9 protein-coding genes are annotated in these 15,087 nt (G+C 55.9%); 2 read left to right on the top strand and 7 right to left on the bottom strand.

Going from position 1 to position 15,087, the window contains the following annotated elements; all coding sequences use genetic code 11:
• Nucleotides 1-7: 7 nt before the first annotated feature.
• Complete coding sequence (gene tssH / locus ABVF61_RS23930; protein WP_353996036.1) at nt 8-2,824, top strand: type VI secretion system ATPase TssH; 2,817 nt, start codon at nt 8-10, stop codon at nt 2,822-2,824.
• A 204-nt stretch (nt 2,825-3,028) separates the two neighbouring features.
• On the opposite strand, the gene ABVF61_RS23925 is transcribed toward tssH, so the two are convergent.
• The 7 genes from ABVF61_RS23925 to ABVF61_RS23895 all read right to left on the bottom strand — a co-directional run bounded on the left by ABVF61_RS23925 (nt 3,029) and on the right by ABVF61_RS23895 (nt 13,919).
• Nucleotides 3,029-3,835, bottom strand: coding sequence for an LCCL domain-containing protein (locus ABVF61_RS23925; protein WP_353996035.1), 807 nt, complete (start codon nt 3,833-3,835; stop codon nt 3,029-3,031).
• Between the two features lie 525 nt (nt 3,836-4,360).
• A complete protein-coding gene (locus ABVF61_RS23920) occupies nt 4,361-6,361 on the bottom strand; it encodes a M23 family metallopeptidase (protein ID WP_353996034.1) in 2,001 nt (666 codons plus the stop codon).
• 110 nt (nt 6,362-6,471) lie between these two features.
• Nucleotides 6,472-8,409 carry an adenylate/guanylate cyclase domain-containing protein gene (locus ABVF61_RS23915; RefSeq protein ID WP_353996033.1) on the bottom strand — a complete coding sequence of 646 codons (1,938 nt, stop codon included), beginning with the start codon at nt 8,407-8,409 and terminating at the stop codon, nt 6,472-6,474.
• Entirely contained in the window at nt 8,406-9,089 is a 684-nt protein-coding gene (locus ABVF61_RS23910) for a hypothetical protein (protein ID WP_353996032.1), read from the bottom strand. The genes ABVF61_RS23915 and ABVF61_RS23910 overlap by 4 nt, the downstream gene beginning before the upstream one ends.
• A 159-nt stretch (nt 9,090-9,248) precedes the next feature.
• Nucleotides 9,249-10,871: a caspase family protein gene (locus ABVF61_RS23905; protein WP_353996031.1), complete on the bottom strand. Its 1,623-nt coding sequence runs from the start codon at nt 10,869-10,871 to the stop codon at nt 9,249-9,251.
• A gap of 27 nt (nt 10,872-10,898) precedes the next feature.
• Nucleotides 10,899-11,186, bottom strand: coding sequence for a hypothetical protein (locus tag ABVF61_RS23900; RefSeq protein WP_353996030.1), 288 nt, complete (start codon nt 11,184-11,186; stop codon nt 10,899-10,901).
• Nucleotides 11,187-11,204: 18 nt separating this feature from the next.
• Nucleotides 11,205-13,919, bottom strand: coding sequence for a caspase family protein (locus ABVF61_RS23895; protein ID WP_353996029.1), 2,715 nt, complete (start codon nt 13,917-13,919; stop codon nt 11,205-11,207).
• Nucleotides 13,920-14,218: 299 nt separating this feature from the next.
• On the opposite strand from ABVF61_RS23895, the gene ABVF61_RS23890 reads away from it, so the two are divergent.
• The gene (locus ABVF61_RS23890; RefSeq protein WP_353996028.1) at nt 14,219-15,070 is read left to right on the top strand and encodes a GNAT family N-acetyltransferase; all 852 of its coding nucleotides are present in this window, start codon (nt 14,219-14,221) and stop codon (nt 15,068-15,070) included.
• Nucleotides 15,071-15,087 lie beyond the last annotated feature (17 nt).

Genomic DNA, 15,087 nt, shown 5'->3' with positions numbered 1-15,087 from the left:
CGATACCATGAGTGACATTCTTGTTGAAACAGTTGCCAATAAACTCACCACTATCAGTTATGACTGCCTGGAAAAGGCCATGCGGCTCACCAAGAGCTCGGGCCACCGACATTTGGAAATACTCCAATGGCTTTATTATCTCGCGCGCGATGAAAACACCGATTTCGTACACATCCTGCGCCACTTCGGGATTGATGTCGGCAGCGTGCATGGAGATTTGCAACAAGCCATAGCAGACCTGAAAATCAATCAGACGGAACTGCCGTCCATGGCAGCTCCCTTTCAGGAAGCACTCGAGCGTGCCTGGTTTGAAGGAACGCTTCGGTATGGCGACTACAAAATCCGATCCGCCTATGTATTGATCGCGGCAATGGGCGACAAATCGACCTGGCGCCAGTTCCGCAGCTATTCAGCTGCACTTGAAGGTATCAACCGGGACGTCCTTGTTCGCGACCTTGACAAGATTGCCGGTTCTTCCAGCGAAGTCGGTGCGAGGCCAATTGACGGATCAGGCCCGAAGGCGGCGGCCGCAGCACCAGGTGCAGATGGCGAAGAAGCGGCGCCCGGCAGCGGTGTCGGAGAAGATGCTCTCTCGCAGTTCACCGTCGATTTCACGGCCCGCGCACGTGCCGAAGAGTTTGATCCGATCGTTGGACGTGACGAGGAAATCCGGCAAGTCATCGATGTCCTGATGCGTCGCCGCCAGAACAACCCGATCCTGACGGGTGAAGCCGGTGTGGGCAAGACCGCTATTGTCGAAGGGTTCGCGCAGAAGATCGTCGCCGGTGATGTGCCGCCTGCCCTTCTGGGCACACGTTTGTGCGCGCTAGACCTCGGCCTTCTTCAAGCCGGAGCGTCAATGAAGGGCGAGTTTGAAAAGCGTCTGCGCGCAGTTATTGACGCCGTACACGCATCGATCGTTCCGACAATCCTTTTCATTGACGAAGCTCACACGCTCATCGGCGCAGGCGGCGCTGCCGGGACAGGAGATGCGGCAAACCTGCTCAAACCCGCACTTGCACGCGGTACGCTTCGCACTGTTGCCGCGACAACGTGGTCGGAATACCGGCAGCACTTTGAAAAGGACCCGGCTCTCACAAGGCGCTTCCAACCTGTCCAGGTCGACGAACCGGATGAGGAAAAGTGTTTTGCGATGGTGCGTGGTCTTCTCGGTCCGATGGAAGAACACCATCAGGTTCGCATTCTGGACAGCGCCGTCAAATCTGCCGTTTCGTTGTCGCACAGGTACATCCCGGCGCGCCAGTTGCCTGACAAGGCCGTCAGCGTCCTCGATACGGCCTCAGCCAGGGTGAATATTTCGCAAGCAGCGCAACCGGCGAAACTGTCCGATCTTATCGCCAGAAAGGGCTTTCTGGAGACCGAGAAACAGGCGCTGACAAACGATACCGAACTTGGCATGGAGCACCAGGAACATCTCGATGGTCTCAATGCAGCCATTGAGGAAACCGAACAGGACATTGAGAACGTCCGCGCTGAATGGGAGCGCGAGCGCAATCTGGTCGCCTCCATTCGCAGGCTGAATGCGGCCCTGACCCAGCTGAGGGGCGGCGAGCCGGCACCCCATCCGGAGAGCTCGGATATCGAAGACCCCGAGCATGAGGGGCCGGCAATCGTATCCATCGATGATATCGAGCTCGACCTGGATGTGGATCTGGAGGACGAAGAAGCCATTCGCGCAGCACTGCAAGAAAAGCGCGAGGAGCTCTCCAAAATTCCGGAAGACGATCGCATGGTCTATGCCTATGTCGATGACGAGGCGGTTTCCAGTATCATCTCCGACTGGACCGGAATTCCTGTCGGCCGCATGGTGCAGGACGAGATGGCCACCATTCTCAACCTCACCGACAGCCTCAACAAGCGGGTCATCGGCCAGGCGCATGGCTTGGCGATGATCGCCAAACGGATTGAGACCAGCCGGGCTCAGCTTGGAAATCCCGACAAGCCGATCGGTGTTTTCATGCTGTGCGGACCTTCCGGTGTCGGTAAGACGGAAACAGCACTTGCTCTTGCCGAAACGCTCTACGGGGGTGAAGACAGCCTGATCACCATCAACATGTCCGAATTCCAGGAAGCCCACTCGGTTTCCGGACTTAAGGGTGCGCCTCCCGGCTATGTCGGTTATGGCGAAGGTGGACGGCTTACGGAAGCTGTGCGCCGCAAACCGTACTCGGTGGTCCTGCTGGATGAGGTCGAGAAGGCTCACCCGGATGTTCACGAGATTTTCTTCCAGGTCTTTGACAAGGGCTGGATGGAAGACGGCATGGGCCGGAAAATCGATTTCCGCAACACGCTGATCCTGCTGACGTCGAATGTCGGTACGGACATCATCATGAATGCCGCAAGCCACATGCTCGATGCACCGGTTTCAAGCGATCCGGATCTCGCCGCCACCGATCCCAACGCACCGGATGCAGAGGCGCTGGCAGAAACACTCAGACCGGCGCTTCTCGACGTCTTCCCGCCGGCCCTTCTCGGACGGATAGTGACCATACCTTACTACCCGCTTTCGCCGTCCATGCTCGGATTTATCATTCGCCTGCAGCTTAACCGTATCGTGAAACGCGTGAAGGAAAACAGAGACGCAGAACTCACCTTCGGTGATGATGTCGTTTCGCATATCGTGTCGCTCTGCAGAGACCCTGACAGCGGCGGGCGGATGATCGACAACATCCTGACCAACGATCTCTTGCCTAAGCTCTCACGTGCCTTCCTCACCGCGCAGATGAACGGGGAAGAGCTGAAAACAGTGACGATTGCGGCTGGGGAAGACGGATTGGATATCAGCACGACCGACGGCGCCTGACCCAAACCTTCAGGTAAAGTGGTGGTGCCGCCCAAATGGCTCCACCACTTGGTGGCGCTGCACACCAGTTGATTGCAACAAGTTCATAAACTTCCGGCCAATAACAAATACGCTCCCACAGTTGCCTGTGGGAGCGTTCTGTTAAATGAATCCGGGACTGACGCTCCTTGCCGAGCGCCAGTCCCTCACGATCAGGTGTCGTGACTAGCGGGCTGGAAAAGAGATTGAACGGACGGTTTTAGGTCCGTCTTTCGAGTCCACGCCATTTCGTTCTGACCCGCGGAATTTGCCCTCAAGCGCCGGATCCATTTGCACGAGCACCGGTCCGCCCGACAGGGAGATCTGCCCTGCATGAACAGCGGAGAGGCACACATAGGCATTCAAGGGATAACTGTCCGTTCCATAAACCCGGCGACCGGCAATTTTCTCCGGAGCCGCCGGGCAATTGAATGCAAAGCGCTGACCTGTCAGACGAATGTTCGCAAGACCTGTTTGGGAAAACTTGTCTTTCCATTTCAATGTCGGGACAAGCTCGTTTTGCAGTGCGTCCAGTTTTTCACGGGTTTCATCCGTCAGGAACACGATACTCAAATCGGTTCCTGCGAAGTCTTCGGTGCTCACGCCGTTTCGAACGCTGCCTGTGTAAGCTGCCGATCCCGGATTGAGTTGCAGTGTCAGGTCACCGCCATCACTGCTGATTGCGCCTGCGTGTTGCGCAGCCAGGCAAATAGGAGTGGATGCGGGGTACTCGTCGGAACCGTAAACAGATACGGTTTGTTCAGCCAACGAGCCCGAAGGACAGGTGAACGCGAACCGCTGTCCGACGAACTTTTCATTGTCTACCTGGAAATGGTGAAGGGTCGTCTCCTGCTCCAACACTTGGCCAAAGTCTTCCGTCGTACCGGCAGCCGTCGCACCGCCCACACCGATTCCGGTCGTCAAGACAGCGATCGCAACTGCTGTCGCGAAGCTCCAAAAATTTTCATTGATCGTCGCTTCAAATTTTCTCATGGCTCTGCGCATTCCTTTTGAGTTTTTTGCCCAAGCCGCCTCAGGGTCAGTGCACCAAAGGCCTGAACCGCTTGACTGGCTCTGTACGCTGATGTCGATCGCACCCGTTCCGGAACAGCGGCTCCCTCGCCACATCCATTAATGAGAATGTGGACCGAGCGAAGGGTGGTATCATTTTGGTGAGCAGTTGCGCCGCGCCCGACGTCAATCACTTTCAGTTGCCGCTTCAACGCTTGATTGAGTGAAACGGCAGAAAATTACTTATAGACTATCCAGATCATGCATTGGTTTGAGTGATTTCTCCACCTCCTTCAAAAAACTGCGACACTATTCGGGGCCCGTTCTCTTGAGCTGCCCCCGCCTATGAGCCGCAATCTTCGATGATTTCAGAATGGCAGAAATGCTCGCAGTTCGCAGTGATCAGGATCACGAATACGTGCGCCGGGCTTCAAACACGAAAGTCTGGTTCAAGTGGAGCGGGCAGACCCGCTTTGAGAGGCAACTTTCCAGGGCTCGGACGCTCCCTTATTGGCCGGCAAGCACTTCTCCTATCACGCCCTGGTACGCCTTGAGGTCTTTGCTCGCGACGGATTGGGGCGCATCAGCGCCGGTCTCCATTTCGAAAGCGAGTGGATCAGTCGGTTCTCCTCTCTGTCTTATTTCGAAATGGAGATGAGGTCCGGTTGAAAGACCTGTCGTTCCGACATACCCGATGAGATCTCCTGCCTGAACCACCGACCCCATTTCGATGCCGTCGGCATATTCGTGCATGTGAGCGTACCGGGTCGTGATTCCATCCTTGTGGGTGAGCTCGATGAAGTTGCCGTACCCGCCACGAACGTCCTTGTAGGTCACCTTGCCGGAGAACGCGGCTCGAATAGGTGTGCCTGTCGGCGCGGCCCAGTCCACACCGGCATGAAGCCGCTCCGTCTTTTTGATCGGATGGAAACGCATACCGAATTTTGAAGTCAGAACCCCCTTTACGGGAACGAGCATCGCACCGGAGAGGCTGATCTTGCCCCCCTCGCTCACGCACGCAAACCCCCGGTTTCCAGGCGCTTTCAGGACGTAACAGCGCACAGACCAATCATCTCCCTTGCGCACTCCCGCAAAAAGAACTCTGCCCCCGCCCCGCTTCTCGTCGCGGGGCTGATCGGTAAAGACGAGCGTAAAGCGTTCGTCGGGTTTGATTGCTCTCTTCAAATCGGTCGAAGGTGCCAGATAGGCGATTGCTTCACCAACTATTGACGCCGGTACCGCATTGCGAACCGCTGTTGCATAAAGACCGTCAATCAGCCGATGGCTCTTTGGTGCGCTCGCGCTATTGTCGCGCACGACTTCCTCTTGGGCGATTTCCTTTCCGAACCAAGGATCCGCGCCGTGAACGTAAGCCTCGCCGTCACGCGTTGCGGAATAGGCAGCTGTTCCAAGATGCTTTCCATCTGCGGCGTAAAGCGACATCTGAACCGGCCGGTAATAGTCGCCGATACGTCCGAGACGGTTGGGCAGCCTTGCCCCCCTTACTGCGACCCTATCGCCCGCGATCAAATCGCTTCGCTTCAGTTCCTGTTTGGCAAAATCCAGCAGCGATTTGGAGGCGTCTTCGTCAAAACCGTTTTCCTTCAGGAAGGTCGCGAGCGAAACCTTTTTCTTGAGCGCCTCTCGTATTTCGATCCGGTTGGGGCCCTGTCCGATCGGACGTTCCGTCAGGTATAAATCGAGCGTGTCCGTCGGCGGTTTCAGAAAGACCGGCAGATCCGGCGCTTCGTCTGCATCCGCCCCACCCTCTTCCTCAACGATCAGACTGTCGGACTCCTCGCCCCCGCCGAAATTGCCGAACTGAAAGTCGGCTTCACTTCCCGGCGCCCGAATGACCAGATCTCCACTGTCGTTGAGCATCCGGCTGTCCAGCACAAAGGCGTTTGGGGTAGGCAAAGCCGTTGTTCCGGACGTATTGTCGCTTTCCGGAACCAGCCTTTCAGACAGCTCAATGCGTTGCGCAGAAGCCCCGTCATTCAACAGCACTGGATCACCGGCGAGAGGTATGACCGCCGACACTGCCATATCGAAAAACGGATCGGCCGGTACATCCAATTCATCGTCACCGTTGAGCGTGAGTTGCTGATGTGTCGTGCCGGCATCTGGCGTTTTGGTTTCGTCCGTTGAAATGACGGTTTTTTCATCCGGCGAGTCATTCGTGTCCGGGGTCTGCGGAGGTTGCTGTGTTTGCGCGCCCTGGTCGACACTTGCCGTTTTTGGCGACGAAACGGATATTGCACCTGAAGAAATCAGATGGGCGAGACCTCCAATGCCACCGCCGATCAAAAGAAAAGTAAGCGCAAGCGTGGCGTAGACCACAAGCGAGGATTTTCCCTTTCCGGGTTTCGTTGCTTCCGGTGGGCGTGCTTGCTGAACTGGATCAGGAACAGGCTGAGTTGCCGGCGAGTTACCCGCAGGACGGATCACCGTTCGGTCAAATTCGGGCCGGTGTGCACCTGAGTTGTTGTTGTTTGGCCATTGAACCATCAATGCACCTTAGTTGCAGCGGGTAAATCATCAAAAAGCGTTGCATTCGGGATCATGCCGGATGACTGCGCACGATGCAAAAAAGCCTTACTGTTTTGTTCGCGCCGCGCTCACTGTCGGGGAAATTCGACAAGATTTCCCGCACCTTGCGTTTCATCGTCTTCGTGCGGCTGCACAGTCTTTTCCATATAAATTTCAGGAGCATCCAACGTAAACACGGATATCTCCGTGCTCAGGCCGCGCAGTTGACCGGACCAGATCTCCGACAAGGGGTAGTCCCTTGGCAACCCGTTGGCCACGCTCTGGCTTAGCGCAAGGCGCACCTTCTTGTCCTTGGCGACCGATTCAACCCTGCTTGCCGTGTTCACCGTTGTTCCCATCACGGTGAAGGAACGGCGGTGCTCACCGCCAATATCCCCTACAAGCACAGGACCGGCATTCAAAGCAATTCGAAGATCCAGTTCATTTTGGGCGGTGATCTGGCGGATGTGATCCAGCTGATTGATAATCTCATGAGCTGCGTCGACAGACGCTTTTTCAGGATTGTCGACTGTATTCGGGGCGTTCCAGACAGCCATGATCGCATCACCGATGTATTTGTCGATGTAGCCCTGATGCTTGGTGATGGTCTGCCCGATTGCATCGAAACAGGCGTTCACAACGCGCACCACGTCCTGGTCAGCCAGTTTCTCAGACATCTTGGTGAACCCGACTATGTCGATAAACGCAACGACAACGTGACGTGTCTCGCCGCCAAGCGCCGGAAGTTCCTCAGACACCGCCATATGTTTGATGACGTCAGGGGCGAGATAATGCCCGAACAGGCGGACCAGAGACCGTTGCCGACGTTGCAGAATACTGACCTTTCCGACGGCTGCAGCCACCATCGCGCTGACGCAGCTGACCGGAGCTACACCAGGGGCAAGAAGAACACCGATCTCCAGCCCGGCAAGGGCGAGACTTAGGCCGGCAACAACCCCAAAGATCGCTACAACGGGCAGGACTATAAGAGGCAGGAACAGACCTGCAACGGCACCTATCACCGCAAAGAAGACGGACACGGCAGCAAGGACACCCTGCGGCGGTGCCACCGTTATCCGGTCAGACAAGGCTGAGCCGATCAAATCTGCGAGTATGAACACACCGGCGGTTTGCGGTTGAACTCGCGGTCTGCCACTCGGTCCTGTTTCCGCGGCTTCGGAATCCAGGTGCGGCAAAAAACGGTCTGAATAAAGATGTTCATCTTCAAAGGGCAGCAATCCTCCGAGCAGCACGATCCTGCCCTGGGCGAATTCTTCCAGTTTCTTTCGACCTTCTTCGCTCGTTTTGAGGTCGAGAACGTCAATCAGCGACATGTAGGGCAGTGACGTCGCCAATCGTGCTGTGGGAATAGAGGCGAAAGGCTCATCAATCTTGGCGCCGCCAACACCCAACAGAGCATCGATGAGGTGCGGAGACTCGCCCAAGGGGAGTTGTGGCGTGTGCTCGCGGACAATACCGTCATTGTCCGTTGAAACGATCACAGAACGCACGCCGCCGGATCCTATTGCGGCAGTGAAACTTCGATGAGGCACTCCAATTTCGGTGTGCGCAATGAAGACCTTACCGCGATTTCTGTAAACGAAACTCTGGAACGGCCGATCAAACCCGCTCAAGCGGGCTTCACCGGTACTTGGGTCGACGAACGAGTCAGCGCTATATGCGAAAACGAAATCGAACCCGAGCGCAACCGCGCCGGCATCCAGAACAGCCTGCCCAGCTTCGGCGAGAACCGGCGTCATCAGGACACGCGGGATACGGGTCAAGCGCTCAGAATCGAGTGATGTCTGATCCAACCCGACGACAGCTACAGGAGAAGGTGCGGGCCGCTGATCATTTTCGACAATCGCCCGGACCTGGAAAAGGCGGTCGACAACCCAGCCTTCCCAGATCGCTTTTTTAGCGGATAAGCCGATGACTATTCCCGCACTTATCGCTGCAAGGGCAATAAGACTAACAAGCTTCTTTCGGCCCAGGGCAGTGTCAGCAGCTTGGCCTTCAGACGTCATTTCACGAGGACGACCGCAGTCTTGCGTCCGACCTGGGCCGGATCAATCGTGATTTTCCTCATTTCGACACCAAAGTCCGGCGCTTTTCCTTGCAGGAATAGCTCTACTTCGACGGCCTCTTCCTCGCTTTCGCGGTCGGGCATTTCGGTGACGATGTTGTCAAGAACGTCAAATCGCTTCGGCTCACCGCCGCCAAACGATACGAAAACGGAGCCGTACTGATCCCGTGCCTTGTCGTCAAAACGCAGCATCAGCGAGGCAGCTTTCTTGTTTTCAAGTGTCAGCCCACGCAGGGTAACCGTCAGGCCCTTGTCCGCGGTCTGCGTGTTTGAGCCGCTGTCGGCCTGAAGGCAGTTCCCTGCCCGCACAAATTCTTCCTTGCCGCCATCGAGTTCCAGACCCGTTGCTGATACTTTGAGCGTCCCAGCCTTGATGCGGACTTCCTGGCAAGCGGAATAGTCGAGAAGGTCAACATGTCCCGCTTCGCCAAGGTCGATCACATCTCCCGGCATCAGTTCTGAGAACGCGGAGACATCCACGCCTTCAGACTTGTCAAGAACAAGCGCAATCGGGTCCGCAAAGGCCGAACCGCTTGCGGCAACACCCAACCCAACGATCGTCGCAAAAACTGACGACTTCAGACTTCGTGCTTCAAACAGATTGAACAAATTGTTTTTCATGACGGTCTCCAAACTCAATCATCTTGTTGCGCCAAGAAAGACTTTAAAGCATGGCGCTAATCCATGGCCAATTATAACCTGAAAATGGCGATTTGATTGTGGCCATGATCACAATAAGGCGCCTTGAAGGGCGTCAAAGACTGCCAAAGACGCCTCAGTCTAGCCGGCAGGTTCCGTATATACTCCGGTAATGCCAACGGCTTCAGCCGATTTCCCAATCAGGTTTAGGAGATTCGGTGCAAGCGAAGGGTCAAGCGGTCGCCCCTCCATCGCAGAGAGAACTCCCACCAGTTGAGGCATGGGCTTTTGTGAGCGGATGAGGACAATATGATCCGCACCGAAGGGTAGCGCTGCACGAAGGTTCAGGATGTAAGGCGCATTGGCCTCCATTTTTGTATCTTTACCAAGAGGATCAGCACGTTTGTCAGGCGCTAGCAGGCGTATGGTGCCATCCGCCTCCAACGCAAAGACCGCCATGTATCCACCCGCTTCGGACCTCAGCCCGACCTTCAGCGGAGACCCTTCGGGAATATGCCCGACAGAGGGCTTCAAGGTCCCTTCAACCGGCTGCCGGTCGCGTGAAATTGCGTACAGTTCGGACAGGAAAAGCCACTTGGAGACGACCTCCGCAAATCGATCCGCGTTTCCGGCCCGTTTCCTGAGCACGACATCGCCGAATTTTGTCAGAACGTCTCCCTCCTCAACGTCCCAGTAAAGATCGGCACTGCCATCGGTGACAACCTGAAGCGCCCCGTCATGACGTTCGGAAAGGCTGTTGAGAACAGGAAGAGCAATATCCGTGCTTGCAGCGATCGTCAGTGCCACACTTCCCCTGTCCAGGATGTTGTCTTGAACCCTTGGCAATACGGCTGCACGCGTCCCGCCGCCGACGGTCAGACTCGGCGTCTGGCGGCCCTCTGTCGCCACGCGAACGGTCTCTTTCAGGAAAAGGGTCAGCTCCTCCATCGAGATGCCGCCGTCCTTGTTGAGATCTGCGCGGCCTTCGACACCGCGCGCAAACGACCAGCTTAGGGCACCGCGAGGTTCACCCGCGATCATCAACTCAGGGATAACCTGACCGTCCACCGTTGCCCCGACATAAATGACGTTGGGCAGTTCCTGCAAATCACTGCCTTCAGACTGATTTTCCTTAAGGACCGGATGCAGAGGCTGACTGCGCAACAAATCGTTCTCGAATGGCGGCAGACCAATGAGGCGTGTTCCAAGTCTTGTGATCCGAGGATCTATCGACCTTGTCATTGTGCCTGAATGACAACTGTCGGCAATGACAAGAACGCTGCGTTTCCCCGCTGCGCGCAGCATGGCGGCAATATCGTCATCACGCAGGCGCTCGCCGTTCCCAGGCGCTGAAACATCAAAGCCGGCGAGAAGAAAGACTTCATCGTGGCCATCAACTTCCGAACCCGCAACCCATTCTTTCTCCTGGGCTCCGTGGCCTGCATAAGAAAGCACGAGCACGTCGTCTTCCGCGGAGCGCTCTATGAGCCCCTGCCAGGCCGATAGGATACGCGCACGCGTCGCCTCATCATCATAAAATGTTTGAAGATCCCGGACACCGGCCGCTTTCAGCGTCTTGGCAATGTCTTCAGCATCGTTCACGGCACCTTTCAGCGGAGATACATGCTGATAGGCGTCGATTCCAATAACCAAAGCGCGCCATTCCGCTGCAGAAGCGGCCAGCGGCGTGCCGATGAGGCACAGGAGGATCGTGTACAGCCGCACCAGTCGACTGCTACAAAAAAACATAAAAAATTCGGTCATCTACTGACTCAATTCCAGAAGAGTGGCTTAGCCCCAGGATCCGCCGCCGCCGCCGCCAGGTCCGCCACCACCGCCGCCGCCGCCGCCACCGCCTCCACTGCCTCCGCCGCCATTGTCATTGTCACGGCTGGCCGGGTCGTTGATCGGATCAACAACTGGTGCGACTGTTCTTGGTGCCGAGGAGGTCGTGGTGGCGACTGAAGGCGTTGTCTGCCCGGACGTCGCCCCCGTTGTTGTTGCTGGCTGTGTCGCACAACCAGCAAGAAACAACGCGAGTAACCCCGTCGAGGGAAGTACATAACGTAGATGCTTCATACTTATCTCCTTAATAAATCAGAACAAATCATAGCGGGGCCGGCTCTGTTCCCACTGATACTTGACGAGTGCGATCAGAGCGTCATCCCCCTGAACAGCGGAAAGCCCTGAACTTTCGAAGAACTTGTTCAAAGCGTCCCGGGTTTTACGGCCGGGTTGACCATCAACCGGACCGGGTTCGAAGCCAAGGTCGGTCAACGCCTGCTGCATCACCTTAGCTTTCAGGTTTTTGTTGGCTGATTTCAGATCTTCCCGGCCTTTTCCTGCTGCCGAGGAAGACGGATCGACTGTTGCTGCCATCGCAAGCATCCTGACCCTGTCACGGCCCGCCGCTTCACCCGACTGCTGTCCAAGCATCCAGGCAGTATTGTATGCTCCCCAGGCATCGCCACGTTCCGCGCTGGCACGGAACCACTTGGTTGCCTGCTCAGTGCTTTTTTCGACACCTTGACCATTGAAGTACAACAGTCCGATTGCCGTCCCGGCGGCCGGGTGCCCCCCTTCGTGAGCCTTGGTAAACCAACCGAGAGCTGCTTCAAAGTCCTGTGGGGTGCCCAGACCATCCCGATACAGGGTTCCCATATTCAGATACCCGTAGATATCTTCGCGAGATGCTGACCGGTTATAGTAGTAAACGGCCCGATCGACGTTCTCTTCTACGTGATCTCCACTTAGATAGAAGCCGCCGATGGCATTGAATGAGAAGGTGTGTCCTGCCTCAACGGACTGAAGCAATTTTTCAAGACCAGCCTCTTCGTTCTGCTCGGTGCCCTCGCCTTTAATCTCGGCCATGCCAAGCGAGTGGAGTGCATAGGCATCGCCGCGTTCAGCGGCCTTGCGATAAAGCTCGACCGCCTTGTTCTGGTCGCGATCAATGCCCGCACCAAGAAAATACATCCGACCAAGCACCTGACCGGCACGCACGTGCCCCATCTGGTAGGCCTGCTCGAAATAGTCGCTCGCCTGTTCCAGTTCACCTGCCGCAAAGGCGCCACGCCCGCGCTGGAACACAAACCGGCCGATTTCCGGATAGGCTTCCATGGCCTCTGCGCAGACTTTGTCGACCAGGCTCGAATCTATTTCGTTGGCCAAACGTCCTTCCGTGACCGCTTGCAAATCAAAAGGCTGGGTTGCCAGTTGATCGCATTGGGTCACCCGTGGCTGAACGATCTGCGTGACCGATTGCGCTGCAGCACCGCTTTCGCCGGGCAGCTCCAATGTGAAACGCCGTGACTCGGTCTCAGAACCGATCTGAGGCCGCACGGTGAGCGTTGAAAGACCGGACATCGGAAACCGGTCACCCGGGCGCAGCAAGCGCCCATCCGAGGCCAGTTGAAGATCGCTGTCCACGGAAACAACCTTGAGCCAGTCATCTGTTGCCGGAAGTCCTTCGACAGGTGCCTCCGGATAGATTTCCACCGGACCTACACCTATGTCGGCTTCGACCGCCGTTCCCTTAGACGTATCGGAGAGCCATGCGACAAGATCATCGAGCCGTTTCTTCCGCTCTTCTTCCAACTCCGTCTTGTCCGCGACCGGAGCGGCCTGAACAACAGTGATGGAGGCAATAGCAGAGGCGGAACCACCCCATTCGTCCTGTACTTCGTACCCGATCAGCTCGATATCGCCGGATCCGGATCCATCCGGAACGAATTCCAGGCTGGCAAGCTCGACGGCGCTCAGCGTGTCACCCTCGGCGATCGTCCGGCCTCCTGGCAGTCTCAGTTCTCCTTTTTCAGGAGACAGTGTGAGCGTTGCCTGAATTGCTCCACCTTCCGGCTGAACGGGCTCTGGAATTGCGAGCGGACTGCCGGCCGAACTGAGCGGGACACTTACCCGGTGATGGGCCGTTACAATCGGCTCAGGTTTTGGAGGAACAAAATAGAAATTGGTGACAAGCGTGGAGTCCTCATAGGGAATCTGCTGCCCGCCTGTCTTGCGCACGACCTCGTCGCGCACCTTCGTCATCAGATCCTTGATCTCAAGCGACGGATCAAGCGCGTTTCCGACAACGGACGATGTGAACGGGCTCAGCGGCCCCTCGCCGTCATAAGCGACCTGACCAGGTCTTGTGGCGTAGGAGATGAAACTGCCCAGTTTGTTTGGAATCCTGCGCAGGCCACGGGTCTTGCCCAGAGAATACTCCTCCTCGCCCCAAAACAGGCTTCCGATTTCAAAGGGATTGTCCCGGCATGCATCGAGCATCACGATCTGCATGCTTGACGCTGCTTTCATGTAGTCAAGAAGGTGCGAAACTTTGAGGCTTTCAAATTCAAGATCATATTCCGAAGCAAGTTTCGCATCGACGGGGAGGATGAAATTCGATTCGCCGACCTGAAGTGCATGACCTGAGTAGTAAAAGAGCGCGGTGTCGCCGTCATTCAGCTCTCTCAAAAAACGCCGAACAACCTTCTCGAGCTCCTTTTTGCCGAGATTCGTACCAACAGTAACATCGAAGTCGGCTTCCTGCAGAACCCGTGTGATTTCCTTGGTGTCGTTCAACGGGTTGAGTAGCGGCTCTACGTATTGGTAGTCCTGATTGCCAATCACAAGTGCCACCCGGCGCCCCGGATCTTCTGCGGTCGATCCAAATGCCTGAGTACCCATGACGAGCAAACCCAGAGGAAGACCAACAACGCCAATCCGTACGGCCCGCTTCAGGCTAGAGACCGGACCAGTTATCGTATCTTTCGCGGACTGCTTCAAAGCAGACAGATAGTTCCGTTTTTGCATGTCATCCTCAGCGCTTAATTAGGCACCGTAATATTGCATCGAAAATCCATGACAGCCTGTGACGAACCGCACAGCTGTGTCGATCCGTGTTCGGATCGGGTCAAATGAATAGTTTAAATAACCCTGAGTAAAGTGATGCACACTTGCGAAAAGTTCGCAAGCGTAGCGGAGGCATAAACGCAAGTCTTTTTACGACTTTTAGGCCTGTTCACCACCCAAACTCGCAAGATTTGATATTAAGCGCTTTGGTCTTACGATACGCGGACGCTCACAATATCTTTCAAGCCAGCGAAAGTTTCATGTCAGACAAACTCAGTATCCGACGCCTTACAGAAACCGAAATTCACATTCCGCTCGAAATGGCAAGGCAGGAAGGCTGGAACCCGGGCATCGAGGATGGCCCGCCGTTTTTTGCCGCCGATCCAAACGGTTTTCTCGCCGGAGAGATCGATGGTCAGCTGATTGCGGTTATCTCGGCGGTTCAATACGAAGATACCTACGGATTTATCGGGTTCTACATTTGCAAGCGCGAGTTCCGGACACAAGGTTACGGACACCAGATCTGGCACCACGCAATGTCGTACCTGGGCGCCAGACTGATTGGCCTGGATGCCGTCAACGAACAAACGGCGAGCTACGGCGAACACGGCTTCAAGTCCGTCTACCGGAACATCCGGCAGACAGGTATTTCAATGTGCGACGCACCAATGGACCCGCGTATTGCACCGATTGGCCAGGGTCTGTTTCCATCCATTCGGGACTATGACAGGCGTTTTTTTCCAGCCCCTCGCGAAGCGTTCCTGAAAGCCTGGACGGCACCCATGCTTGAAACACGAAAAGGCTTTGCTTTTGTTGAAAATGGCGAAGTCAAGGGATACGGCGTTGTTCGCAGATGCCACGAGGGCTACAAAATAGGACCACTCTTTGCAGACACGCCCGAAATCGCAGATACGCTATTTCGTACGCTTGCCGGACAGGTCAAAGGACAGTTCGTTGTTCTGGACACGCCCGAACCTAATGCCGCTGCACTTCTTCTGGCAGAAAAATACGACCTTTCGCCGGAGTTCGAGACATTTCGCATGTATCGGGGCAAGGTCCCTGATCTTCCTCTCGATCAGACCTTCGGAATCACATCCTTCGAACTGGGTTAGTGGGCGCGCCTTTTCAG

It is taken from the genome of Roseibium sp. HPY-6 (genome assembly GCF_040530035.1).
Classification (GTDB): Bacteria; Pseudomonadota; Alphaproteobacteria; order Rhizobiales; family Stappiaceae; genus Roseibium.
This window is presented reverse-complemented; position numbering and strand designations above follow the sequence as displayed.

Excerpts from the sequence above, each read along its gene's own strand:
- tssH (WP_353996036.1), top strand. The coding sequence starts at position 8 with ATGAGTGACATTCTTGTTGAAACAGTTGCCAATAAACTCACCACTATC.
- ABVF61_RS23925 (WP_353996035.1), bottom strand. The coding sequence starts at position 3,835 with ATGAGAAAATTTGAAGCGACGATCAATGAAAATTTTTGGAGCTTCGCG.
- ABVF61_RS23920 (WP_353996034.1), bottom strand. The coding sequence starts at position 6,361 with ATGGTTCAATGGCCAAACAACAACAACTCAGGTGCACACCGGCCCGAA.
- ABVF61_RS23915 (WP_353996033.1), bottom strand. The coding sequence starts at position 8,409 with ATGACGTCTGAAGGCCAAGCTGCTGACACTGCCCTGGGCCGAAAGAAG.
- ABVF61_RS23910 (WP_353996032.1), bottom strand. The coding sequence starts at position 9,089 with ATGAAAAACAATTTGTTCAATCTGTTTGAAGCACGAAGTCTGAAGTCG.
- ABVF61_RS23905 (WP_353996031.1), bottom strand. The coding sequence starts at position 10,871 with ATGACCGAATTTTTTATGTTTTTTTGTAGCAGTCGACTGGTGCGGCTG.
- ABVF61_RS23900 (WP_353996030.1), bottom strand. The coding sequence starts at position 11,186 with ATGAAGCATCTACGTTATGTACTTCCCTCGACGGGGTTACTCGCGTTG.
- ABVF61_RS23895 (WP_353996029.1), bottom strand. The coding sequence starts at position 13,919 with ATGCAAAAACGGAACTATCTGTCTGCTTTGAAGCAGTCCGCGAAAGAT.
- ABVF61_RS23890 (WP_353996028.1), top strand. The coding sequence starts at position 14,219 with ATGTCAGACAAACTCAGTATCCGACGCCTTACAGAAACCGAAATTCAC.